The organism is Mycobacterium sp. 5-140-3-2, assembly GCF_035666375.1.
Lineage (GTDB): Bacteria > Actinomycetota > Actinomycetes > Mycobacteriales > Mycobacteriaceae > Mycobacterium > Mycobacterium intracellulare.
The window spans coordinates 3,632,611-3,655,591 of record NZ_CP142025.1; the positions used below are offsets into that span (position 1 = coordinate 3,632,611).

At 70.2% G+C, this 22,981-nt stretch carries 25 protein-coding genes; 5 read left to right on the plus strand and 20 right to left on the minus strand.

Annotated elements, in window-relative coordinates; genetic code table 11:
- Nucleotides 1–10 precede the first annotated feature (10 nt).
- From P6281_RS16540 to P6281_RS16575, 8 genes are all read right to left on the minus strand, one after another.
- Nucleotides 11–241 carry a 4Fe-4S dicluster domain-containing protein gene (locus P6281_RS16540; RefSeq protein ID WP_008258228.1) on the minus strand — a complete coding sequence of 77 codons (231 nt, stop codon included), beginning with the start codon at nucleotides 239–241 and terminating at the stop codon, nucleotides 11–13.
- On the minus strand, nucleotides 238–996 hold the full coding sequence (locus tag P6281_RS16545; protein WP_014385280.1) for a GntR family transcriptional regulator: 759 nt from the start codon (nucleotides 994–996) through the stop codon (nucleotides 238–240). The genes P6281_RS16540 and P6281_RS16545 overlap by 4 nt, the downstream gene beginning before the upstream one ends.
- A 188-nt stretch (nucleotides 997–1,184) precedes the next feature.
- Complete coding sequence (locus P6281_RS16550; protein WP_008258230.1) at nucleotides 1,185–4,046, minus strand: aminotransferase class I/II-fold pyridoxal phosphate-dependent enzyme; 2,862 nt, start codon at nucleotides 4,044–4,046, stop codon at nucleotides 1,185–1,187.
- 95 nt (nucleotides 4,047–4,141) lie between these two features.
- On the minus strand, nucleotides 4,142–4,525 hold the full coding sequence (locus P6281_RS16555) for a hypothetical protein (protein WP_014385282.1): 384 nt from the start codon (nucleotides 4,523–4,525) through the stop codon (nucleotides 4,142–4,144).
- Complete coding sequence (nusB, locus tag P6281_RS16560; protein WP_008258232.1) at nucleotides 4,522–5,031, minus strand: transcription antitermination factor NusB; 510 nt, start codon at nucleotides 5,029–5,031, stop codon at nucleotides 4,522–4,524. The genes P6281_RS16555 and nusB overlap by 4 nt, the downstream gene beginning before the upstream one ends.
- Nucleotides 5,028–5,591 carry an elongation factor P gene (gene efp / locus P6281_RS16565; RefSeq protein WP_324738436.1) on the minus strand — a complete coding sequence of 188 codons (564 nt, stop codon included), beginning with the start codon at nucleotides 5,589–5,591 and terminating at the stop codon, nucleotides 5,028–5,030. The genes nusB and efp overlap by 4 nt, the downstream gene beginning before the upstream one ends.
- 126 nt (nucleotides 5,592–5,717) lie before the next feature.
- Nucleotides 5,718–5,942, minus strand: a complete 225-nt coding sequence (locus P6281_RS16570; RefSeq protein WP_324738437.1) for a hypothetical protein — start codon at nucleotides 5,940–5,942, stop codon at nucleotides 5,718–5,720.
- A gap of 36 nt (nucleotides 5,943–5,978) precedes the next feature.
- A complete protein-coding gene (locus tag P6281_RS16575) occupies nucleotides 5,979–7,088 on the minus strand; it encodes a M24 family metallopeptidase (protein ID WP_008258234.1) in 1,110 nt (369 codons plus the stop codon).
- 33 nt (nucleotides 7,089–7,121) lie between these two features.
- Here P6281_RS16575 and P6281_RS16580 point away from each other — a divergent pair, with 33 nt between their 5' ends.
- On the plus strand, nucleotides 7,122–7,808 hold the full coding sequence (locus tag P6281_RS16580; RefSeq protein WP_009955904.1) for a B-4DMT family transporter: 687 nt from the start codon (nucleotides 7,122–7,124) through the stop codon (nucleotides 7,806–7,808).
- On the opposite strand, the gene aroQ is transcribed toward P6281_RS16580, so the two are convergent.
- From aroQ to aroC, 4 genes are read right to left on the minus strand one after another with little or no spacing between them, the layout of a single operon-like run.
- Nucleotides 7,805–8,239, minus strand: coding sequence for a type II 3-dehydroquinate dehydratase (gene aroQ / locus P6281_RS16585; RefSeq protein ID WP_008258236.1), 435 nt, complete (start codon nucleotides 8,237–8,239; stop codon nucleotides 7,805–7,807). The genes P6281_RS16580 and aroQ overlap by 4 nt on opposite strands.
- Nucleotides 8,236–9,330 carry a 3-dehydroquinate synthase gene (aroB, locus tag P6281_RS16590; RefSeq protein ID WP_014385285.1) on the minus strand — a complete coding sequence of 365 codons (1,095 nt, stop codon included), beginning with the start codon at nucleotides 9,328–9,330 and terminating at the stop codon, nucleotides 8,236–8,238. The genes aroQ and aroB overlap by 4 nt, the downstream gene beginning before the upstream one ends.
- Nucleotides 9,327–9,851, minus strand: coding sequence for a shikimate kinase (locus P6281_RS16595; RefSeq protein ID WP_008258238.1), 525 nt, complete (start codon nucleotides 9,849–9,851; stop codon nucleotides 9,327–9,329). The genes aroB and P6281_RS16595 overlap by 4 nt, the downstream gene beginning before the upstream one ends.
- The gene (gene aroC, locus P6281_RS16600; protein WP_008258240.1) at nucleotides 9,851–11,056 is read right to left on the minus strand and encodes a chorismate synthase; all 1,206 of its coding nucleotides are present in this window, start codon (nucleotides 11,054–11,056) and stop codon (nucleotides 9,851–9,853) included. The genes P6281_RS16595 and aroC overlap by 1 nt, the downstream gene beginning before the upstream one ends.
- A 163-nt stretch (nucleotides 11,057–11,219) precedes the next feature.
- Between aroC and P6281_RS16605 the strand changes: the two genes are divergently transcribed.
- Nucleotides 11,220–12,293 carry an LLM class flavin-dependent oxidoreductase gene (locus P6281_RS16605; protein ID WP_324738438.1) on the plus strand — a complete coding sequence of 358 codons (1,074 nt, stop codon included), beginning with the start codon at nucleotides 11,220–11,222 and terminating at the stop codon, nucleotides 12,291–12,293.
- 5 nt (nucleotides 12,294–12,298) lie between these two features.
- On the opposite strand, the gene P6281_RS16610 is transcribed toward P6281_RS16605, so the two are convergent.
- From P6281_RS16610 to P6281_RS16635, 6 genes are all read right to left on the minus strand, one after another.
- Nucleotides 12,299–12,736 carry a prepilin peptidase gene (locus P6281_RS16610; protein ID WP_008258242.1) on the minus strand — a complete coding sequence of 146 codons (438 nt, stop codon included), beginning with the start codon at nucleotides 12,734–12,736 and terminating at the stop codon, nucleotides 12,299–12,301.
- A gap of 10 nt (nucleotides 12,737–12,746) precedes the next feature.
- Nucleotides 12,747–13,532, minus strand: a complete 786-nt coding sequence (locus P6281_RS16615) for a shikimate dehydrogenase (RefSeq protein ID WP_029385085.1) — start codon at nucleotides 13,530–13,532, stop codon at nucleotides 12,747–12,749.
- Between the two features lie 79 nt (nucleotides 13,533–13,611).
- Nucleotides 13,612–14,856 (minus strand): endolytic transglycosylase MltG, encoded by a 1,245-nt coding sequence (gene mltG / locus P6281_RS16620; RefSeq protein WP_324738439.1) that lies wholly within the window; start codon nucleotides 14,854–14,856, stop codon nucleotides 13,612–13,614.
- Nucleotides 14,849–15,361: a Holliday junction resolvase RuvX gene (gene ruvX, locus P6281_RS16625; protein WP_008258252.1), complete on the minus strand. Its 513-nt coding sequence runs from the start codon at nucleotides 15,359–15,361 to the stop codon at nucleotides 14,849–14,851. Before ruvX ends, mltG begins: the two co-directional genes overlap by 8 nt.
- Nucleotides 15,362–18,064, minus strand: coding sequence for an alanine--tRNA ligase (alaS, locus tag P6281_RS16630; protein WP_324738440.1), 2,703 nt, complete (start codon nucleotides 18,062–18,064; stop codon nucleotides 15,362–15,364). It abuts the gene before it with no gap.
- A 131-nt stretch (nucleotides 18,065–18,195) separates the two neighbouring features.
- Nucleotides 18,196–18,585, minus strand: a complete 390-nt coding sequence (locus P6281_RS16635; RefSeq protein ID WP_008258256.1) for a secondary thiamine-phosphate synthase enzyme YjbQ — start codon at nucleotides 18,583–18,585, stop codon at nucleotides 18,196–18,198.
- 164 nt (nucleotides 18,586–18,749) lie between these two features.
- On the opposite strand from P6281_RS16635, the gene P6281_RS16640 reads away from it, so the two are divergent.
- Both P6281_RS16640 and P6281_RS16645 read left to right on the plus strand, forming a co-directional pair.
- The gene (locus tag P6281_RS16640) at nucleotides 18,750–19,370 is read left to right on the plus strand and encodes a putative quinol monooxygenase (protein WP_014385287.1); all 621 of its coding nucleotides are present in this window, start codon (nucleotides 18,750–18,752) and stop codon (nucleotides 19,368–19,370) included.
- A 153-nt stretch (nucleotides 19,371–19,523) separates the two neighbouring features.
- Entirely contained in the window at nucleotides 19,524–20,147 is a 624-nt protein-coding gene (locus P6281_RS16645) for a hypothetical protein (protein WP_008258260.1), read from the plus strand.
- 13 nt (nucleotides 20,148–20,160) lie between these two features.
- Here P6281_RS16645 and P6281_RS16650 read toward each other — a convergent pair whose 3' ends face one another.
- Both P6281_RS16650 and P6281_RS16655 read right to left on the minus strand, forming a co-directional pair.
- Nucleotides 20,161–20,496, minus strand: coding sequence for a hypothetical protein (locus tag P6281_RS16650; protein WP_009955916.1), 336 nt, complete (start codon nucleotides 20,494–20,496; stop codon nucleotides 20,161–20,163).
- Entirely contained in the window at nucleotides 20,493–21,857 is a 1,365-nt protein-coding gene (locus P6281_RS16655) for a replication-associated recombination protein A (RefSeq protein ID WP_038536736.1), read from the minus strand. The genes P6281_RS16650 and P6281_RS16655 overlap by 4 nt, the downstream gene beginning before the upstream one ends.
- A 118-nt stretch (nucleotides 21,858–21,975) precedes the next feature.
- Between P6281_RS16655 and P6281_RS16660 the strand changes: the two genes are divergently transcribed.
- Nucleotides 21,976–22,935 (plus strand): membrane protein, encoded by a 960-nt coding sequence (locus P6281_RS16660; RefSeq protein ID WP_014382845.1) that lies wholly within the window; start codon nucleotides 21,976–21,978, stop codon nucleotides 22,933–22,935.
- The last annotated feature ends 46 nt before the right edge of the window (nucleotides 22,936–22,981 follow it).

Below are 22,981 nucleotides of genomic sequence, written 5' to 3' on the forward strand. Positions count from 1 at the left end.
TAAACGCTTTTCAGCGAAGGAGATAGGGCATGTTGACGGTGACGGCGCCGGTCGGACAGCGGGCCGCGCAGGGGCCGCAGTACCAGCATTCGTCGACATGCATGAAGGCCTTGCCGGTGTCGGGGTTGATGGCCAGCGCGTCGAGCGGGCAGACCTCCACGCACAGCGTGCAGCCGTCGATGCACAGCGACTCGTCGATCGTCACCGGCACGTCCGCGCGCGTGTTGTTGATCAGCGTCATGGGTTGCTCCTCGTTTCGGCTCGGACAAGATTGCCGCGCATGGTGATTCGGTCGCCGCGCATCCGGATGTACTCGAGGTCGACGGGGGTGCCGTCGGCGAGGCTGGTGAGGCGCTCCAGCATCAGCAGCGCCGCGCCGTCGGGCACCTGCAGCGTGGCCGCCGAGTGCGCGTCGGCGGGGATGGCCTCGAGCGCCAGCGCCGCCGAGCCCAGCCGCTGCCCGCTGACCTCCTCGATGAGCGCGAACAGGTCGTCGGTTTCCAGGGGATGGTTCAGGACCTGCCTGCCGATGTCCGGGGCGAGGTAGGTGAGGTCCAGGCTGAGCGGCAGGTCCCCGAGGTAGCGCAGCCGCTCGACGAACACCGCCCGCTCCCCCGGTTTCAGCCGCAACCGGCGGGCCACCGACGGCGGCGCGGTGACCGGCATGGCCGCCCGCACCTCGTTGCGCACCTCGCCGAGATCCTTGAACGTTTCCTTCAGGCCCAGCAGCGCGTCGAGCCCGTGGTCGTACTTGCGCTGCGCGACGTGGGTGCCGACCCTGGGCCCGCGGTCGATCAGCCCCTCGTGCTTGAGGACGGTCAGCGCTTCGCGAACGGTGTTGCGCGAGACCGAGAACTCGGCGGCCAGATCGAGTTCGGCCGGCAGGCCGTCCGGGTAGGCGTCGGCGTGGATCTGCTGGCGCAACACGTCGGCGACCCGGCGGGCGCGGCTGGCCCGCGAGCCTTGAACATCCCCGACGGGTACTGGTTGCGCCACGCCGCCACGCTAACGCAGCTCAGGGGCCCTTTCCGGGCCGCCGGGCAGCGTCGGCGACGGCGCCCAGCCGCATTGCGCCGGGTCCCGTTCGCGCCCGACCAGCGGAAACCTCGGACCGACGCGCCATTGCGCCACCTGCGGCGATCCGCCGGTGTTGCGATCTGGATGAGCAGAACCCGACGCGCGCGTCAGGTGTTGTCGGCGACCGACGGCACCGCCGGCGCGCCGTTGCGCGCCCCGTTCATGCCGGAGGCGACGGAGGCGTCTGCGGGCAGCTCGAACGCCGCGGTCACCGAGCCCACCGCGGCCGCCGCGGCGTTGCGTTGCGCTTCCATGCGCGCCAGCGCCGTCTCGGTGAAGACCGACAGCCCCAAATCGGGGTTGTAGCCGTGGATTTCCTTGACGTCGAGCTGGGCCAGGAAGTAGACGATCTCCTTGGAGACCACCTGGCCGGGCACCAGCACCGGGAAGCCCGGCGGGTAGGGCACCACGAACGTCGTCGACACCAGCGTCTTGCCCTCGGCCAGCCGCCGGCCCGCCATGCCGATCAGCACGTGCTCGCGATCGGCCTCTTCGTATCCGGCGTAGAACGCCGACCGCATGTCACCGAAGTTGCATTCGTCGACGGGCCGGAACGCGACGTCGAACTCGCTGAAGTCGGGCAGGTGCGGCAGGTCCTCGGTGATCTCCTCGACGTGGCGCTGCTGCAGCGCCCGGTCCGCCACGCTCGCCGCCTTTTCGGTGCGGTCGAAATCGATTGCCACCCTCCGCAACACGTCGAGCAGGTAGTGCACGCTCGACCAGGTGACGCCGATCGTGAAGATCAACAACACGCTGTTGATCGACGTCTTGTTGATCTGGATGCCGAACCGCTCCATCAGGATCTTCTCGCGGAAGTCGTAACCGTTCATCCCGGTCGCGCCGACGAACAGGGTTACGCGCGTCGCGTCCAGCACGAACTGGTCGGAGCGCCACGCCTCGTTCCATTCGGCCAGCGCGCCCTGCCTGACCTCGCGGTACGAACTGACCGACGACTCCCGGAATTCCTCGGGCACCAAATCGGATTCGTCGAGGATGCGGAACCACTTGCTGATCAGCCGGTCCTTGCGGACCCGGTGCCGGAAGACCAGCGCCATGTCGTAGACCTGCCGGACGAGTTGGAAACCCTCGATGTCGACCTGGCGGCGGGCCAGGTCCAGCGACGCGAGCAGCTGCTGGTTCGGTGAGGTCGACGTGTGGGTCAAAAACGCCTCCCCGAACGCGTCGCGGGTGAGTGCGTTGAAATCCTGGTCACGGACGTGGATCATCGACGCCTGCCGCAGCGCCGACAGCGATTTGTGCGTGGAGTGCGTCGCGTAGACGCGGACCCGCGCGCTCGCCGGATCGGGCATCAGCTCACGCTCGATCCACTCCGACCGGTCGACCCCGTCCATCGACGCGGCCCATTTCCGGTATTCCTCAACGTATTCCGGCGATGCCAGCATGTGCTCGAGGCGTTCGGCGGCCACCATCGCGGTCCGCTGCCGCGCCCACGGCACCGCCGTCGCGAAGGCGTACCACGCCTCGTCCCACAGAAAGCAGATGTCCGGCTTGATCGCCAGCACCTCCTGCATGACCTGCAGCGGGTTGTAGACGACGCCGTCGAACGTGCAGTTGGTCAGCAGCAGCATCCGCACGCGGTCCAGTTGTCCCGCCGCCTCCAGGTCCAGCAGCGTCTGCTTGATGGTGCGCAGCGACACCGCCCCGTAGATCGCGAACTGCGGCAACGGATAGGCGTCCAGGTAGAGCGGGTAGGCGCCGGCCAGCACCAGCCCGTAGTGGTGCGACTTGTGGCAGTTGCGGTCGATCAGCACGATGTCGCCGGGCCGGGTCAGCGACTGCACGACGATCTTGTTGGCGGTCGACGTCCCGTTGGTGACGAAGTAGGTGTGGTCGGCGTTCCACGTTTTCGCGGCCTTGTCCATCGCCTTCTTGATGTTGCCGTGCGGGTCGAGCAGCGAGTCCAGACCGCCGGAGGTGGTGGAGGTTTCGGCCATGAAGATGTTGCGGCCGTAGAACTCCCCCATGTCCTGCAGAGACCTGGAGTTGAAGATGCTGGCGCCGCGCGCGACGGGCAGCGCGTGGAACTGGCCGACCGGCGCCGCCGCATACGCCCGCAGCGCGTCGAAAAACGGTGTGGCATAACGGTTCCGCAGCCCGGCGAGCACTGTGCTGTGCAGATCGGTGACGTCGTTGAGCCGGTAGAACGTCCGGTCGTAGACGTCGGGCTCGCTGTCGTCGCCCGCCGCGATCGACTCGTCGGTGAGCAGGTACAGGTCGATGTGGGGCCGCAGCTCCCTGATCCATTCGCCGCACTCGACCCAGTCGTTGGCGCGGTCGGGGATGACGCCGTCCGCGTCCTCGTTGGGCCCGAGCAGCGTGTTCATCAGCGGCAGCCGGTCACGCGAGCGCAGCGGCAGGTCGTCGCGGATGATCGCGGCCTGGATCTCCCCGTTCAAAGCGACGGCGGTGATCGCGTCCTCGACGCTGGGGACGACCAGGATCTCGAACTGCACATCGTCGGACGGGCAACGCAGCGCCCGCAGGCATTCGGCCAGGCTGTCCGGCGCCGTGCTGGGGGCGTCGTCGGCGAGCAACACGGTGTAGAAGTGCTGCTGTTTGGCCTGCGCCACCAGCTCCTGGTCATCCAGCGGCGCCGAGGTGTCGAAAAGGCCTGCGCGGTCGCCGTATTCGCTCAGCAGCCGCACGGCCAGGGAGACCTCTTCGGTGAGCCGCACCGTGGACAGGCTCTCCAGGTGCGCGCGGAAGACCGCCAGGTTTTCCGCGCCCGGGTACAGCCAGTAGCGCTCGTAGGCGGCGATCCGGTCCATCAAACGCTTCACCCGGGCCACGTCGTGGGTTTTGTCCAAGCCGGCCAGATCCACCTCGGCGAGGTGGCGGCACGCGTCGTCGAGCAGGTTCCAGGTGTCGACCCGGGCGTAGGACGGGTTGGCCACCGCCGCCAGCGCGGAGACTCGAAGTCGTCGCGGCTGGGTGCTGTATCGGATCATGACCTCACCTGTTCTTCTCGGATCGCCGCCGCTGCAGTCCAACTCGTATTGTCAACCCGCCGCGCCCCGACCGTGGCCGTTTCACCTGAGCTTGATCAGCGATCCGGCTCGTCACCTTCGATCATCCGCCGGTTTGCCCGGGCGTCCGCCCACCGCAGCACGGGCAGCTCCCGGCTACGGGCCGGCAGGTCGGTGACGTCGCTGAGCGCTCGCACCACGCCCTGCGTCAGGCCCATGATCGCGGCCATCACCGGCAGCAGCGCCTGCAGCGGCCGGGCCGCCGAACGCACCGTGCTGATGCGGCGGGCGACGGCCACCCGTTCAACGCAGTGATACAGCCAGGCGCCCACCCCCAGCGCGAAGATCGAGAGCACCGAGGCGACGATGGTCCACCCGTAGGCGGCGCACACCACGGCACCCACCACCACCGCCGCGGCCAGCACGGCCGCAACGACCAGGCGCAGCTCCAACCGGGTCATGGCTGCGGTCCGTGGTCCTCCGCTGTGCCGGGGGCGTCGGAACCCGCCGCGCCGCGAACGGCCTGGGCGGCCGCCCTGATCTGCGGGGTGACCAGCATGACGTGGCCGAGGACCCCGTTGACGAAGCCCGGCGAGTCGTCGGTGGACAGCTCCTTGGCCAGCTGGACGGCCTCGTCGACGGCGACCGGCTCCGGCACGTCGTCGGCGTAGAGGAGCTCCCACACCGCGACCCGCAGGATGGCGCGGTCCACGGCGGGCAGCCGGTCCAGCGTCCAGCCCTGCAGATGCGAGCTGATCAGGTCGTCGACGTGTGCGGCGTGTTCGCCGACGCCCCGCGCCACCGCCGCCGTATACGGCTGCAGGGGCGCGATTTCGGGGTTCGCCTCGGCGAGCCCGGTGCGGACGTCGACCACCTCCGCGGGGCTCAATCCGCGCGCCTCGGCTTCGAACAACAGGTCGACGGCGCGCTTGCGAGCCTGATGTCGCCCTTTAACGGGCCGGCTCACGCGTTGACACGTCCCAGGTAGCTGCCGTCGCGGGTGTCCACCTTCAGCTTGTCCCCGGTGTTGATGAACAGCGGCACCTGAATCTCGGCCCCGGTTTCCACGGTGGCGGGTTTGGTGCCGGCGCTGGACCGGTCGCCCTGCAGGCCGGGCTCGGTGTGGGTGACCTCCATCTCGACCGACACCGGCAGCTCGATGTAGAGCGGCACCCCGTTGTGGAACGCCACCTGCACGGGCAGGCCCTCCAGCAGGAAGCGGGCGGCGTCGGAGACCAGCGACTCCGGCAGCGGGTGCTGCTCGTAGTCCTGGCTGTCCATGAATACGAAGTCCGAGCCGTCGCGGTACAGATACGTGGTGTCGCGCCGGTCCACGGTGGCGGTCTCCACCTTCACCCCGGCGTTGTAGGTCTTGTCGACGACCTTGCCCGAGAGCACGTTCTTCAGCTTGGTCCGTACGAACGCCGGGCCCTTGCCCGGTTTGACGTGCTGGAACTCGACGATCTGCCACAGCTGGCCGTCGATCACCAGCACCAGTCCATTCTTGAAATCGGCAGTGCTTGCCACGGTTCGGTATGTCTCCTCGAGGATGGACAGTCGTCTACGGAACTGTCTGTAACTTGTCGGCCAGTTTAGAGTGCTCGCCGATCGAGGCCGGCCGGCCGGGGTCGGACGGCGACGGACGGAACGCCGCTAGCGGTGGGCCTGTTCGCGGTCGACCCGGGATGGTTCCTCGGGCGAGGGCAACGGCTTGATCATCGTCAACAGCGGGACGCGCAGCGTCACCCCGCTGGCGAACGGCAGCCGCACGGCGAAATAGACGATGTCCATCTCCAGCCGTGTCTCGCGTAGGGGCTGGGCGTACATGTCCCACCGGAAATCCCGCAGGCGCGCCAGCCCCCGTGCCACCCCGTTCACGCCCCCGACCTTACTCGGGCGCGCAACCCCCCCGAGCTAGGAGAGAACGGCCAGCTCCTTGGGGAATTTGGTCAGCAGTTCCGGGGCCTGCGCGCGGCCCTCTTCCGGCACCACCAGGGTGTCCTCGATGCGGACGCCCCCGCGGCCGGGCAGGTAGACGCCGGGTTCCACGGTCACCACGGACTCGCCCAGCAAGGTGCCGGTGGACGTGGCGCCGATGCCCGGCGCCTCGTGGATCTCCAGACCCACGCCATGGCCCAGGCTGTGGCTGAACTGCTCGCCGTAGCCGGCGTCGGCGATCACCTGGCGGGCCGCGGCGTCCACCCCGCGCAGGTCGGCGCCGGCGCGCAGCGCCTCCCGGCCGGCCCGCTGGGAGTCGGCGACCAATTGGTAGATCTCCAGCTGCCAGTCGGCGGCCTTGCCAAGCACGAACGTGCGGGTCATGTCGGAGTGGTAGCCGCCGACCAGCGCGCCGAAGTCGATCTTGACGAAATCACCGGCCGCCAGCGCGGCGTCGGTGGGGCGATGATGCGGGATCGCCGAGTTCGGCCCCGCGGCCACGATGGTCTCGAACGAGATCGCGTCGGCGCCGTGGTCGAGCATCAGGGCCTCGAGCTCCCTGCTGACCTCGCGTTCGGTGCGGCCGGGCCGCAGCCCGCCGCGCGCCACCAGGTCGGTGAGCGCGGCGTCGGCCGCCTCGCAGGCCAGGCGCAGCAGGGCGACCTCACCGGCGTCCTTGACCTCGCGCAACGCCTCGACGGTTCCGGCGGCCTTCACCAGTTCGGTGGGCGCCTTCCGGTCGTTCAGCTCGCCGGTCAGGGCGTCGAATCCGTCGACGGTCACCACGTTGCTCTCGAAACCCAGCTTTCGCGCGCCCGCCGCGGCGGCCTGCCCGACCAGGTAGCGCCCCAGCACGCGCTCGATGGCGACCTCCAAGTCCGGCGCCTGCTCGGCGGCCTGGGTGCGGTACCGGCCGTCGGTCGCCAGCAGGGGGCTTCGATCGTCGGCGAACACCAGCAACGCGCCGTTGGACCCGGTGAATCCGGAGAGATAACGGACGTTGACCAGGTCCGTGACCAGCAGCGCATCCAATCCGCTGGTCTGCAGCCGTGCTCTGAGCCTGTCTCGACGCTGTGAATGTGTCACGGGTCTTGACGGTACTCGCTACGCTTTTGGGCCATGAGTAACTGGATGCTGCGCGGATTGGTGTACGCCGCGGCGATGGTCGTCGTTCGATTGTTCCAAGGTGCGCTGATCAACGCGTGGCAGACCCAGGCGGGTTTGTTCAGCGTGGTGCTGCTGCTGCTGTTCGTCATCGGGGTCGCCGTGTGGGGGGTTCTGGACGGCCGGGCCGACGCCATCGCCAACCCCGATCCGGACCGCCGCGGCGACCTGGCGATGACCTGGCTGCTGGCCGGCCTGGTCGCGGGCCTGCTCAGTGGCGCCGTCTCCTGGCTGATCGCGCTGGTGTACACCGGCCTGTACACCGGTGGGCTGATCAACGAGGTGACGACGTTCGCGGCGTTCACCGCGCTGTGCGTCTTCCTGCCCGGCATCATCGGCGTGACCATCGGCCGCTGGCGGGTGGACCGCAATCCCCCGCCGCGCCGCCCCGGCACTGACGAGGAACGCGCCGACACCGACGTGTTCTCCGCGGTGCGCGCCGACGACGCGCCCACCGGTGAGATTCCCGCGGCCGGCGCCCAGACCGAAGAGCGGACCTCCGCTGTCGCCACCGCCGAGCGCGAGGGGCCCACGGAGACGATGCCCACGGAGGAATCCCCCACCGAGACGATCGCCAAGACCGAGGACGACCCGAAGACCGAGGTCATCCCGTCGGCCCGCGAGGAGCCGAAAAAGGACTAGCCGGCGGCGGCCAGGTAACGCAGGGCGAGCAGATAGCCCTGCACGCCCAGCCCCACGATCACTCCGGTCGCGACCGGGCTGAGGTAGGAGTGCCGCCGAAACTCTTCGCGCGCATGCACATTCGAGATGTGCACCTCGATCAGCGGCGCGCTCAATTCCGCGCACGCGTCGCGCAGCGCCACCGAGGTGTGGGTGAGCCCGCCGGCGTTGAGGATCACCGGTTCGCTCGCGTCGGCCGCCGCGTGGATCCAGTCCAGTAGCTGCGCCTCGTTGTCGCTTTGTCGCACAACGGCTTTGAGGCCGAGCCCGGCGGCTTCGCGCTCAATCAGCGCCGCCAGCTGCTCGTGCGTGGTGTCGCCGTACACGTCGGGCTCGCGCCGGCCGAGCCGGCCGAGGTTGGGACCGTTGATCACGTTCACCGTGGTGGTCATGATTGCGCCTCCGCGAGTCCGGCGTACGCCGCCGCCAACAGCGACGGGTCGGGCCCGGCCAGCCGGCCGGGCTTCGCCAGCCCGTCGAGGACGACGAACCGCAGCACACCGGCGCGCGACTTCTTGTCCCCCGCCATGTATTCCAGCAACTGAGGCAACGCGTCGGCGTCGTAGCTGACCGGCAGGCCGAGCGCGGACAGGATGGTGCGGTGGCGCTGCGTGGTGGCGTCGTCGAGGCGCCCGGCGAGGCGGGCCAGTTCCGCGGCGAAGACCAGCCCCACCGATACCGCCGCGCCGTGCCGCCACTCGTAGCGCTCCCGGCGTTCGATCGCGTGCCCCAATGTGTGCCCGTAGTTGAGGATCTCGCGCAGCTCGGACTCCTTCTCGTCGGCGGCGACGACCTCCGCCTTGACCGCGATCGCGCGGCGGATCAGCTCCGCGAGCACCTCACCGGAAGGGTCCACGGCGGCTTTCGGGTCGGCCTCGATGAGGTCGAGGATCACCGGATCGGCGATGAAGCCCGCCTTGACGATTTCGGCCATCCCGGCGACGAGTTCGTTGTGCGGCAACGTTTGCAGCGTCGCCAGATCGACGAGGACCGCGCGCGGCTGGTGGAACGACCCGACCAGGTTCTTCCCCGCGTCGGTGTTGATGCCGGTCTTGCCGCCGACGGCCGCGTCGACCATGCCCAGCAGCGTCGTGGGCACGTGCACGATGTCGACGCCGCGCAACCAGGTGGCCGCCGCGAAACCGGCGACGTCGGTGGCCGCGCCGCCCCCGAGGCTGACCAACGCGTCCTTGCGCCCGATCCCGATGCGGCCCAACACTTCCCACAAAAAGCCCACGACCGGCAGATCCTTGCCGTCCTCGGCGTCCGGGATCTCGATGCGGTGGGCGTCAACGCCCTTGTCCGCCAACCGGCTTCGGATCAGCTCGGCGGTCTCGGCCAGGACCGGTTGGTGCACGATGGCCACCTTGTGCCGGTCGCCGAGCAGCTCCTCGAGCTCCGTCAGCAGGCCGGTGCCGATGATCACCGGGTACGGCGGGTCGACGGCCACCTCGATGGTGACCGGGTCATCATGTGCCCTCACGTGGCCGCCCCCGCCGGTGCCTGCAACCGCGAGACGATGTAGCGGACCACCGCGCCGGGGTTGCGGCGGTTGGTGTCGACGCGGATGGTCGCCGCCCGGCGATACAGCGGACTGCGTTCGGCCATCAGCGCGCGGTATTTGTCGGCGCGGTCGGGCCCGGCCAGCAGCGGGCGCACCGTGTTGCCGCCGGTGCGCCGGACGCCTTCGGTGGCGCTGATCTCCAGGTAGACGACGGTGTGGCCGGCGAGCGCCTCGCGGACGCCGGGGCTGGTGACGGCGCCGCCGCCCAACGACAGCACGCCGTCGTGGTCGGCCAGCGCGGCGCGGACCACGTCCTCTTCGATGCGCCGGAATTCCCGTTCGCCGTCGGTGGCGAAGATCTCGTCGATGCGCCGCCCGGTCCGCTGCTCGATCGCCGCGTCGGTGTCGAGGAAGCCGACGTCGAGCGCCTTGGCGAGCCGGCGCCCGATGGTGGACTTGCCCGACCCCGGCAACCCGATCAGGACCGCTTTGGGCGCCATCACGCCGTGCCCCGGGCGGCCGGCGATTCCCGCTCGGCGACCGCCCTGCGATAGGCCTCGACGTTGCGGCGGGTTTCGGCCAGCGAATCGCCGCCGAATTTCTGCAGCGCGGCGCGGGCCAGCACCAGCGCAACCATGGCCTCGACCACCACGCCGGCGGCGGGCACCGCGCACACGTCCGAGCGCTGGTGGATCGCGACGGCTTCGTCGCCGGTCGCCATGTCGACGGTGGCCAGCGCGCGCGGGACGGTGGAAATCGGCTTCATCGCCGCGCGCACGCGCAGCGGCTGGCCGTTGGTCATGCCGCCTTCGAGCCCGCCGGCGCGGTTGGTCGAGCGGACCACGCCGTCGGGGCCCGGGTACATCTCGTCGTGGGCACGGCTGCCGCGGCGGCGCGCGGTCTCGAATCCGTCGCCGATCTCGACGCCCTTGATCGCCTGGATGCCCATGACGGCGGCGGCGAGCTGGCTGTCGAGCCGGTTGTCGCCGCTGGTGAACGAGCCCAGCCCGACGGGCAGGCCCAGGGCGACCACCTCGACCACACCGCCGAGGGTGTCGCCGTCCTTCTTGGCCGCTTCGATCTCGGCGATCATCGCCTTTTCGGCCGCCTCGTCGTACGCGCGGACCGGGCTGGCGTCGATCGCGGCCAGGTCCCCCGGGCCCGGCGGCGGGCCCTCGTAGGGCGCCGACGGGCCGATCGCGATCACGTGCGAGAGCACCTCGACGCCCAGCGCCTGGCGCAGGAACGACCGGGCGACGGTCGCCGCGGCGACGCGGGCCGCGGTCTCCCGGGCGCTGGCCCGCTCCAGGACCGGCCGGGCGTCGTCGAAGCCGTACTTGAGCATGCCCGCGTAGTCGGCGTGGCCGGGCCGCGGCCGGGTCAGCGGGGCGTTGCGCGCGCTGTCGGCCAGCTCGCCGGGGTCGACCGGGTCGGGAGCCATCACGGTCTCCCACTTCGGCCATTCGGTATTGCCGATCTCGACGGCGATGGGCCCGCCCAGGGTGACGCCGTGGCGCACCCCGGACAGCACGCTCACCGCGTCCCGCTCGAACGCCATCCGGGCGCCGCGGCCGTAACCGAGCCGGCGGCGGGCCAACTGCTCCGAAATGTCCAGGGAGGTGACCTCCACGCCGGCGACCATGCCTTCGAGCACGGCCACCAGCGCACGGCCATGCGACTCCCCGGCGGTGATCCAACGCAACACGCGTCCCATCTTCCCATGGCGGCTTCCGAAAGCCGATTCGCGCAGCCCGCGGCTGCGGGGAACCGATGCGGGGACTTTCATCCTCCCTGATTCCAGGGGTGACCACGCGATTCGGTCGGCGGCCGGGCCGGGCCGCCGCGGTCGTGTGCCAGCATCTTGTCTGGTGGGTCAATTTCTCTGGTACATACCGAATACCGTCGAGCCCGGCCATCGCGGCGACGACACCGTCGACGGCTGGGGAAGCCTCGACTATTCCGTCGAACTGGCGCAGCGCGCCGAGCAACACGGCTGGGACGGCGCGCTGATCGGCACCGGCTGGGGACGTCCGGACACCTTCACGGTCGCGACCGCAATCGCCGCGCGCACCAACCGCTTCGCGCCGCTGGTGGCGGTCCGTCCCGGGTACTGGCATCCGGCGCATTTCGCCAGCGCGGCGGCCACCCTCGACCGGCTCAACGACGGCCGGCTGCTGGTCAACATCGTCAGCGGCGCCGACGATCCGGCCGCCTACGGCGACGCCGAGGTCGACAAGTCACGCCGCTACGACCGCACGCGGGAATTCATCCGGTTGCTGCGCCGGTTGTGGCGCGAGGACGACGTCACCCACCGCGGCGAGTTCTACACCGTCGAACACTCGAGCCTGCAGCCCCGCCCGCTCGGCGCGGCCGAGGGCCGGCACCCGACGCTGTACTTCGGTGGGGCATCGGCGGCCGCCGAGCAGGTCGCCGCGACCGACGCCGACGTCCAACTGTTCTGGGGGGAGCCCCTGGACGGGATCGCCGAACGCATCGACCGGCTGAAGTCGTTGTCCGCCAAGCTCGGTCGCGAGCACGCGCCGCTGGAGTTCGGCCTGCGGGTCACCACGCTGGTGCGCGACACCTCCGAGCAGGCCTGGCGCGACGCCGAGGCCAAGGTCGCCACCCTGGCCGGAACGCCCACCATGCAGCTGCTGCACGACCCGAAGGGATCCGCGGGCCAGCGGCGGCTGTCCGACCTCGCCGCGCGCGGCGAGGTGCTCGATTCCTGTCTGTATACGACGCCGAGCAAGTACGGCGGCGAAGGCGCCGGGACGACGTGGCTGGTCGGGTCGGCCGCCGAAGTCGCCGCCGCGCTGCGCAAATACGCCGACCTGGGGGTCAGCCATTTCGTGCTGTCGGACACCCCGTACAACTCGGAGACGGTCCGGCTCGGCGACGAGCTGTTGCCGCTGCTGCGCCCCGCCGTCGTCGGCAACTGAAGGCGTCAGAGCAGCGACAGGCCGATGCCCGCCGCGCTGGCCAAGCACATCGACGGCCCGTGCGGCACCGTGCGGCCGCCCCGAGCGCCGCCGCGAATCCGGGCGACCATCCCGACCAGCACGGTCAGCAGCGGCGCACCGAACGCCGCCAGGAACCACACGCCGGCGCCACAACAACCGGTCAGCGCGCCCACGCCGATGGCCAGCTTGACGTCGCCGGCCCCCATCCCGCCCGGCGCCACCCAGTGGACCAGCAGATAGATCGCGGTCAACGCCGCGGCTCCGGCCAGCGCCGACCACCCGCGCCCGGCCACCCCGGCCACCGCCAGGATCGCCGCGGCGCCGGTCAGGGTCAGCGCGTTGGGCAAGCGCCGTTGGTGGATGTCGTAGCAGCTCAACGCCGCCAACCAGGCCAGCACCAGGCACCCCGCCGCAATCCGCATGCGCGGCAGGCTAATCCGATGCCTCCAGGGCGCAAGCCATGGCCTCGCGGGGCGCCGGCAGCCCGGTGAACTGTTCGACCTGCGCGAAGGCCTGGTGCAACAGCATCTGCACGCCGCTGATCACCCGGCCCCCCGCGGCGCTCACCGCGGCGGCCAGCGGCGTCGGCCACGGGTCGTAGACGGCGTCGAGCAGCACACCGATGCCGGCGAACGTGCCGGCATAGCGGGCGGCCACGTCCGCGGGAATGGTGCTGACCAGCACGTCGGCGGAAGCGACCTCGTCGGCCAGCCCGCCGCCGTCGAGGTCGCAGAACCGCGTCGCGACGCCCATCGCGTGTCCCAGCTCCACCAGCCGGGCCGCCTTGCCGGGATTGCGGGCCACGACGGTGATGCCGCCGACGCCCAGTTGCGCCAGGCCGGCGACGGCCGCCGGCGCGGTGCCGCCCGATCCACAGACCAGCGCCCATCCAGAGGCCGTCGACCCGAGCGCGCCCGCCACCCCGTCGATGTCGGTGTTGTCGGCCCGCCAGCCCGCCGGGGTGCGCACCAGGGTGTTGGCCGACCCCACCCGCTCGGCACGCTCGGTGCGCTCGTCGGCGAACGCCAGGGCGGCGAACTTGCCCGGCATGGTCACCGACACCCCGACCCATTCGGGGCCGAGCCCGCCGACCACCCCGGGCAGCTGGTCGGCGTCGCATTCGATGCGGTCGTAGGTCCAGCCGGTCAGGCCCAGCGCGCGGTAGGCCGCCAGGTGCAGCTGCGGGGATTTCGAGTGGGCGATGGGTTTGCCGAGCACCGCCGCCTTCCGGGGTGCGCCGCTGGCTTGACCGAGCGGCGACCCGCTGCGCCCGGCTTCGCCGCGCTTGCGATCGCCGTCAGCGGGCGGAATCGAGGACACCGTTGTGCTTAGCCAGCTCGATGTTGGCCAGGTGCTGCTGATAATCCTTGGTGAACAGCGTCGTCCCCTGACCGTCGATGGTGACGAAGTACAACCAGTCGCCGGGTTCGGGGTGCTCGGCGGCGTTGAGCGCGTCGACACCGGGCGAACAGATCGCGGTGGCCGGCAGGCCCTGGGACACGTAGGTGTTCCACGGCGTCTTCTGGGCCCGGTCGCCGTCGGTGGTGGCCACCTCCCGGCGGTCCAGCGGGTAGTTGACGGTCGAGTCGAACTCCAGCGTGTGGTGGGCGTGCAGCCGGTTGTAGATGACGCGGGCAACCTTCGCGAAGTCCTGCGACCTGGCCTCCTGCTGCACCAGCGACGCCACCACCAGGATGTCGTAGGGCGACAGGCCCATGGCCTGGGCGGTGTCGACCAGCCCGGACTTCATGTACTCCACCGCCCCGGCGCCGATCAGGTTCGACAGGATGGTCTCGGGCGGCGCGGACGGATCGACGTTGAAGGTCCCCGGCGCGATCAGCCCCTCGATGCGGCGGTGGTCCTTGCCCAGCTCACCGACGGGTTCGGTGGCCCAGGGCGGCACCGCCAACGCCAAGGGAGAACTGTTGGTGGCGGCCGCGCGCAGGTCCTCCACGGAGACGCACCGCTTACTCCCGTCGAAATCCACGCAGGTGGCCCGCGAGATCAGGGTGAAGATGCCGGGGTTGACCACGTTGGTCTTCATGTCGGTGGTGTCGTCGAGCTGCCGGCCCTCCGGGATGACCAGCCGGCCCACCCGGCTGTCGGGGTCGGCTAGCCGCGTGACGGCGTTGGCGGCCGGGATCTCGGTGCGCATCCGGTAGAAACCGGGCTGGATCGAGGAGATCTTGCTGTTGCCGTGCGCGGCGTTGACGAACGCGCGGACGGTCTTGATCACGTGCTCGTTCTGCAGCGTCTCCCCGACCATGGTGGTCGAGTCGCCGTCCTTGATCTGAATCACGATGTCGTGCTTGCCGTTTCCGGTGTAGTCGTCACCGGGACCGAACACGGCGTGCCACAGCTTGCCGCCGGCGAAAACACCCGCCACCACGATGACCGCCACCAGCGCCAGCGCGGTGCGCAGGGCGGTGCGCCGGCGCCGGCGGCCCCGCTCCGCCCGATTGCGGGCGGTGCGGCTCGACCTGCGCCGGGGCGGACCCACGGCCTCGGGTTCGGCGCGTTCACGCCGTGCGCTGTCAACCATCGGCACGCTCCCCGGGCCCGGTCAGGGTCGCGCGGCGCTGATCCAGCCAACTCTGCAGGATGGCCACCGCCGCCGCCTGGTCGATCACCGCACGCTGCTCTTTGGCCCGCACCCCGGCCGCGCGCAGCGATCGCTGCGCGCTCACCGTGGTCAGTCGCTCGTCGGCCAGCCGCACCGGCGTGGGTGCGACGCGGTCGGCCAGCGCGTCCGCCAGCTCGATCGCGTCGATCGCCGAGGGACCGGTGCGGTCGGCCAGCGTGCGCGGCAGCCCGACGACCACCTCGACGGCCTCGAGTTCGGCGGCCAGCGCCGCCAGGCGGCGCAGGTGTTTGCCGGAGCGGTCGCGGCGCACGGTTTCCACCGGGGTGGCCAGGATGGCGTCGGGGTCGCTGCAGGCCACGCCGATGCGGACGCTGCCCACGTCGACGCCGAGCCGCCGGCCCCGCCCGGGGTCCTGGTCAGGATCGCCGGGCCGGTCGGGCGCGCGGTGCTGTGCGGAAACCACTCAACCGACCCGCGCTATCGCGGTGATCTCCGAGCGGATTGCGGCGAGGGCGGCGTCGATGCCGGTCGGGTCCTTGCCGGAGCCCTGCGCCAGGTCGGCCTTTCCGCCGCCGCGGCCGTCGACCGCCGCGGCCAGCTTCTTGACCAGGTCGTTGGCGCGAAGCCCGAGGTCCTGGGCGGCCGGATTGGCCGCGACCGCATACGGCACGCTTCCGCCCTCGCCGTCGGCGATCAGCGCGACCACCGCGGGATCGCCGCCCAGCTTGCCGCGGATGTCACCGACCAGGGAGCGCAGATCGCCCGCCGTCATCCCGCCGGTCATCCGTTGCGCCACCACCCGGACGTTACCGATGCGCTCCGCGCCGGCCGCGGCGTCGGTGGCGGCGGCCTTCGCGCCGGCCAACCGGGCGCGTTCGAGCTCCTTCTCCGCCGCCTTGAGCCGCTCCACCAGGTTGGCCACCCGGGCGGGCACCTCGTCGGACGGCACCTTGAGCGACGACGCCAGCCCGGCCATCAGCGCGCGTTCCTTGGCCAGGTGCCGGAAGGACTCCAGCCCGACGTAGGCCTCGACCCGGCGCACCCCGGAGCCGACCGAGGATTCGCCCAGGATCGTGACCGGCCCGATCTGCGCGGAGTTGTGCACGTGGGTCCCGCCGCACAGCTCCAGCGAGAAGGGCCCGCCGATCTCCACCACCCGCACCTCGTCGGGATAGCGTTCGCCGAACATCGCGATCGCCCCCATGGCCTTGGCCTTTTCGAGTTGCTCGGTGAACGTGTGCACCTCGAAGTCGGCCTGCACGGCCTGGTTGGTCACCTCTTCGATCTGGGTGCGCTGTTCGTCGGACAGGGCGCCCTGCCAGTTGAAGTCGAAGCGCAGGTAGCCCGGCCGGTTCAGCGATCCGGCCTGAACGGCGTTGGGGCCCAACACTTGTCGCAGCGCCGCGTGCACCATGTGGGTTCCCGAGTGGCCCTGGGTGGCGCCCCGCCGCCATTGCGGGTCGACGGCCGCGATGACGGTGTCGCCCTCCACGAATTCCCCGGACTCGACGTTGACCCGGTGCACCCACAGGGTTTTGGCGATCTTCTGCACGTCGGTGACCGCGGCGCGGGCGCTCCCGCTGGCGCCCGTCCCGCTGATGGTGCCCTCGTCGGCGATCTGGCCGCCGGCCTCGGCGTAGAGCGGGGTGCGGTCCAGCACGAGTTCGACGCGGTCGACCCCCTCGGTGCCGTGCGTGACCACCGGCACCCGCTTGCCGTCGACGAAGATTCCCAAAAGCTTTGCCTCGGACGTCAATTCGTCGAAGCCGGTGAATTCGGTGGGGCCGGCGTCGACCAGTTCGCGGTACGCGCTCAGGTCCGCGTGCGCGTGCTTGCGGGCGGCGGCGTCGGCCTTGGCGCGGCGGCGCTGTTCGGCCATCAGCTCCCGGAACCCGACCTCGTCCACCTGCAGGCCGGCCTCGGACGCCATCTCCAGCGTGAGCTCGATCGGGAACCCGTAGGTGTCGTGCAGGGTGAAGGCGTCCGATCCCGAAATCGCCTTCGCGCCTGAGGCTTTGGTGGTGCCGGCGACCTCGTCGAACAGTTTCGATCCCGCCGCCAGCGTGCGGTTGAACGCGGTTTCCTCGGCGACGGCGATGCGCCTGATCCGGTCGAAATCGGCGACGAGTTCGGGATACGACGGGCCCATCGCGTCGCGCACGGTGGCCATCAGGTCGCCGACGATGGGGCCCTCGATGTCGAGCAGCTTGGCCGAGCGGATCACCCGGCGCAGCAGCCGGCGCAGCACATAGCCGCGGCCGTCGTTGCCCGGCGTGACGCCGTCGCCGATCAGGATGGCCGCGGTGCGGCTGTGGTCGGCGATGACCCGGTAGCGCACGTCGTCGTCGTGGTTGCCGGCGTCGTATCCGCGCGGGGCCCGCGCGGCCACGGCGTCGATGACCGGGCGCAACAGGTCGGTCTCGTAGACGTTGTGCACGCCCTGCAGGATGAACGCGACCCGCTCCACACCCATGCCGGTGTCAATGTTCTTGCGGGGCAACGGCCCGAGGATCTCGAAGTCCTCCTTGCCGGTCCCCTCCCCGCGCTCGTTCTGCATGAACACGAGGTTCCAGATCTCGATGTAGCGGTCCTCGTTGGCGATCGGGCCGCCCTCGACCCCGAATTCGGGTCCCCGGTCGTAATAGATCTCCGAGGACGGGCCGCACGGCCCGGGGATGCCCATCGACCAGTAGTTGTCGGCCATGCCGCGGCGCTGGATGCGCTCGTCGGGCAGCCCGGCGATCTCCTTCCACAGCTGCACGGCCTCGTCGTCGTCGAAATAGACCGTCGCCCAGATGCGTTGGGGATCCAGGCCGTAGCCGCCCTGCTCGACGCTGTTGGTCAGCAGGGTCCACGCCAATTCGATGGCGCGGCGCTTGAAGTAGTCGCCGAACGAGAAATTCCCGGCCATCTGGAAGAACGTGTTGTGCCGGGTGGTGATCCCGACCTCGTCGATGTCGGGAGTGCGGATGCACTTCTGGATGCTGGTGGCGGTCGGGTATTCCGGTGTGCGCGCGCCCAGGAAGTAGGGCACGAACTGGACCATGCCCGCGTTGACGAACAGCAGGTTGGGGTCGTCGAGGATCACCGATGCGCTCGGCACCTCGGTGTGACCCGCCTTCACGAAATGATCAAGAAACCGTTTCCTGATCTCGTGTGTCTGCACTTTTTCAGTCCGCTTCTTTCTCTTACTTCGACGTCTTGTTCCCAGCCTATTCGCCGGGGTATGGGAAGCCCGTCTAACGACGCATTTCGACCGCTCACAGTACCTGCTCGGTGGCGTCGGCTATCGGGCCGCTAACCCTCCAAAAAGCTCAGCCGGACCGAGCGTTGCGGGTTGTCGCGGTTCAGGTCGACCAGCACGATGCTCTGCCAGGTGCCCAGCATCGGCTCCCCGCCGGAGACCGGAACCGTCACCGACGGTGCGACGAGCGCGGGCATCACGTGGTCGGCGCCGTGCCCCTCGGAGCCGTGCGCGTGCCGGTAACGGTCGTCGCGCGGCAGCAGCCGTTCCAGCGTGTCGACCAGGTCGTCGTCGGAGCCGGCGCCCGTCTCGATGATGGCCACCCCCGCCGTGGCGTGCGGGATGAACACGTTGCACAGACCGTCCCCGCGCGACCAGCAGAAGCCGCGCACCGCCTCGGTGAGGTCGACGATGCGGCGGCGGGAGGTGTCCACGTCCAGCACATCGGTATGCATCCGAACCAGCCTACGGCGCGCGCGTCGCGACCAGCCAATCGTTTGTGAGCGCGACCACATTTGGGCATTGCGGCGCGTAACCCGCAGGAGGAAGGTGGTTCATGACCGGTGGCGCCACCGGGGCGCTGCCCCGAACAAAGAGGGGGTGGATCGTGTACGCACGCTCTACCACAATTCAGGCGCAACCCTCGTCGATCGACGCCGGGATAGCGCATGTTCGCGATGAGGTCATGCCCGCGCTGCAAGGCATGCCGGGCTGCATCGGAGTATCCCTTTTGGTCGACCGTCGCTCCGGCCGGTGCATCGCCACCAGCGCCTGGGAGAGCGACGAAGCCATGCGCGCCAGCGGTGAAGCCGTGACCGGAATCCGCGATCGGGCGGCGGAAATGTTCGGGGGCACGACGGACGTCGAGCAGTGGGAGATCGCGGTGCTGCATCGCGACCACCACGCGCCCGACGGTGCGGGCGTGCGTGCGACGTGGGTCATGGTGCCGCCGGAGACCATGGACCAAGGCATCGAGTACTACAAGTCGTCCGTCCTGCCCCAGCTCGAGGGCCTCGACGGGTTCTGCAGTGCGAGCCTGCTGATCGACCGTGCCTCCGGGCGTGGCGTGTCCTCGGCGACGTTCGACAGCATCGACGAGATGGAGCGGAACAGGGAGCAGGCAACCGCGCTGAAGAGCTCCTCGATGCAAGAGGCGCGCGCCGAGGAACTCGATGAATGCGAGTTCGAGCTGGCGCTGGCGCACCTGCGGGTGCCCGAGCTGGTCTGATCTAGAGGGGGTGGTGGACCGGCCGAACCAGGCATTCGGCCGGTCGCCGATCCGCGTCCCGAAAGCATTGCGGCGAGTTGCCCGCAGGAGGAAGGTAACTGGTGGGACCGGTGGCGCCACCGGGGTGCCGCCCCGACAGAGAAGGGGTCGACCGTGTACGCACGCTCTACCACCATCCAGGCGCAACCCCTTTCGGTCGACATCGGAATTGCGCATGTTCGTGACGTCGTCATGCCCGCCCTCAAGGAGATCGACGGGTGGTTGGGGTTGTCGCTGTTGGTCGACCGGCAGTCCGGCACCTGCATCGCCACCAGTTCGTGGGAGACGGTGGAGGCCATGCGCGGCAGCGCCGAGCGGGTCGCGCCCATCCGTGACCGGGCCGCGCTGATGTTCGACGGCAGCGCGCGGGTGGAGGAATGGGACATCGCCCTGCTGCACCGCGACCACCCCTCCCGCCAGGGCGCGTGCGTGCGCGCCACCTGGCTCAAGGTGGTGCCGGACCAGCTGAGCAGATCCCTGGACTTCTACCGGATGGCGGTGCTACCCGAGATGGAGAACCTGGACGGGTTCTGCAGCGCCAGCCTGCTGGTCGACCACCCCAGCTGCCGCCGGGCGGTGACCTGCTCGACGTTCGACTCGATGGACGCGATGGCCCGCAACCGCGACCGCGCCACCGAGCTGCGCAGCCGGCGGGTGCGCGAACTGGGGGCCGAGGTGATCGACGTCGGGGAATTCGAGCTGGCGATCGCCCACCTTCGGGTGCCCGAGCTGGTCTGAGAGCGCACGCGGGTCAGGGCAGCGCGTCGCCGGGGAATCCGCGGCAGGCGTGCACCTGGTAGACGAACACCCCCGCCGCCACCCCCGGGTCGTCGGCCATGATGGCAGCGGTCTCGTCGACGGTCGCGGCGAAAACGCCGATGCCGCAGACGTCGGACTCGTCGGTGACCGGCAGCACCACCGCGAGCACGCCGTCGTCACGCAGTCCGAAGTTGCGCCGGCCGTGCTCCCAGATGATCTGCGCCGACGACTCGTCCCCGAACCTCGGGCCGCGCTTGAGGATGACGACGCTGTATTGCTTGGCGGTGGGCAGCAGTTGGCCCATCTCCTCGTCGCTGAAGGTTTTCATCCCTTGTCACCCCGCTTCCGGCGGATGATCGCGCGCAGCCGCTCCAGTCGGCCCGCCATGTCGCGCTCGAAGCCTCGGGCGGTGGGCCGGTAGTAGTCGACGCCCACCAGCTCGTCGGGTGGGTATTGTTGCGCCGCAACACCATCCGGCTGGTCGTGGGAGTATTTGTAGCCCTGCGCATGGCCCAAGGCCTCAGCCCCCGAATAGTGTCCGTCGCGCAGGTGGGGCGGCACGCGGCCGGCCTTGCCGGCCCTGATGTCGGCCATCGCCGCGCCCAGCGCGGTGGTGACGGCGTTGGATTTCGGCGCGGTGGCCAGGTGAATCGTGCAGTGCGCCAAGGTGAGTTGCGCCTCGGGCATGCCGATCAGCGCGACCGTCTGCGCGGCCGCGACCGCGACCTGCAGCGCGGTCGGGTCGGCCATGCCGATGTCCTCGCTGGCCAGGATCATCAGCCGGCGCGCGACGAACCGAGGGTCCTCCCCGGCGACGAGCATGCGGGCCAGGTAGTGCAGCGCGGCGTCGACGTCCGAGCCGCGCACCGACTTGATGAACGCGCTGATGACGTCGTAGTGCTGGTCGCCGTCGCGGTCGTAACGCACGGCGGCTTCGTCGAGGGACTGCTCGATGGCGGTGACGGTCAGCTCGCCGTCGGGCGGCACCGCCTCGGCGGCGACCTCCAGCGCCGTCAGCGCGCGGCGGGCGTCACCGGCGGCCAGCCGCACCAGGAGGTCGACGGCGTCGGGCGCGACCGCGACCTGCCCGCCCAGGCCGCGTGGGTCGTCGATCGCGCGCTGCACGACGGTGCGGATGTCGTCGGCGCTCAGCGCCCGCAACTGCAGGATCAGCGAGCGGGACAGCAGCGGCGCCACCACCGAGAAGGACGGGTTCTCCGTGGTCGCCGCCACCAGCAGCACCACCCGGTTCTCCACGGCCGACAGCAGCGCGTCCTGCTGGGTCTTGGAGAACCGGTGCACCTCGTCGATGAACAGCACCGTCTGCTCGCCATGGAGGAGCGCGGTTCGGGCCTTTTCTATCACCGCCCGAACGTCTTTCACACCGGCCGACAACGCCGACAGCGCCTCGAACCGGCGCCCGGTCGCCTGTGAGATCAGCGCGGCCAGCGTGGTCTTGCCGCTGCCCGGCGGCCCGTACAGGATGGCCGACGCCACGCCGGAGCCCTCGACGAGGCGGCGCAGGGGCGAGCCGGGCGCCAGCAGGTGGTCCTGCCCGACCACCTCGTCCAGCGACGCCGGGCGCATGCGGACGGCCAGCGGTGAGCCGCTCGACGCGCCCAAGCCGTGATCGTCTGGCAGCGGCGCGCCGGGCAGGTCAAACAGACCGTCGGACACGGATTCAGGCATACCACGAGGGACGGACGTCCGCTGCGGCCCCGGCGATCCGCGCGCACCGGCCGCATCTTTGCTAAGTTCCGGTTTGCCAAGTTCAGCGCGCGTTCCTCCCAGGACAGCAAGGACGGACATGAGCCAACCCCCCGAATATCCAGGCCCGCCGGACCCTCAGGGCGGGGGCCAGGATCCCCCCGGCTACCCGCCACCGCCCGGTTACGGCACGCCTCCCCCGCCGCCCCCGGGTTACGGCCCGCCCCCCGGATATGGCGCGCCTCCCCCGGGTTACGGGCCGCCGCCCGGCTACGGCCCCCCGCCCGGGTACGGCGCCCCGCCGCCCGGGTACGGCGGCCCACCCGCGCCGGCCTTCAGCATCGGTGACGCGTTCGGCTGGGCCTGGAACGCCTTCTCCAAAAACCCTGTGGCACTGATCGTTCCGGCCTTGGTGTACGGGATCCTGATCGGCGTCGCCTCGGCCCTGGTCGGCCTGAGCCAAAGCGTGGGCACGACGACGACCGGCTCCGACGACGACTACTTCACCTTCACGGCGAACCTCAACGGCGGCGGGATGACGCTGCTCATCCTCGGCTACCTCGTCGCCTACCTGGTGGGCGCGTTCGCCCAAGCCGCCTTCCTGTCCGGCTGCCTGGATCTGGCCGACGGGCGCCCGGTGACCGTCGGTTCGTTCTTCAAGCCGCGCAACTTCGGCATGGTGTTCCTGGCCGCGCTGCTGGTCGGCATCCTCACCTCGATCGCCTCGGCGCTGTGCTTCTTGCCGGGCCTGATCCTGGGCATTTTCGCCCAGTTCACGATCCCGTTCGCCATCGATCGATCGGAGCAGCCCATCAAGGCGCTGACCTCCAGCTTCTCCACCGTCACCGCAAACTTCGGCAACGCGCTGCTGGTGTGGCTGGTCGAGGTGGCGCTGTTCGTGGTGGGCGCGCTCGCGTGCGGGGTCGGGCTGTTGGTGGCGGCCCCGGTCGCCTCCCTGATCGGGATCTACGCCTACCGCAAGTTCTCCGGCGGGCAGGTGGTCGCGCCGCAGCAGGCGGGTTACCAGCCCGGGCCTCCGCCGGGTCCGGCGCCGGCGTAACACTCGGCGCGAATTCGGCGCGCCGGGCATCGGAGGCTTGCGCCGC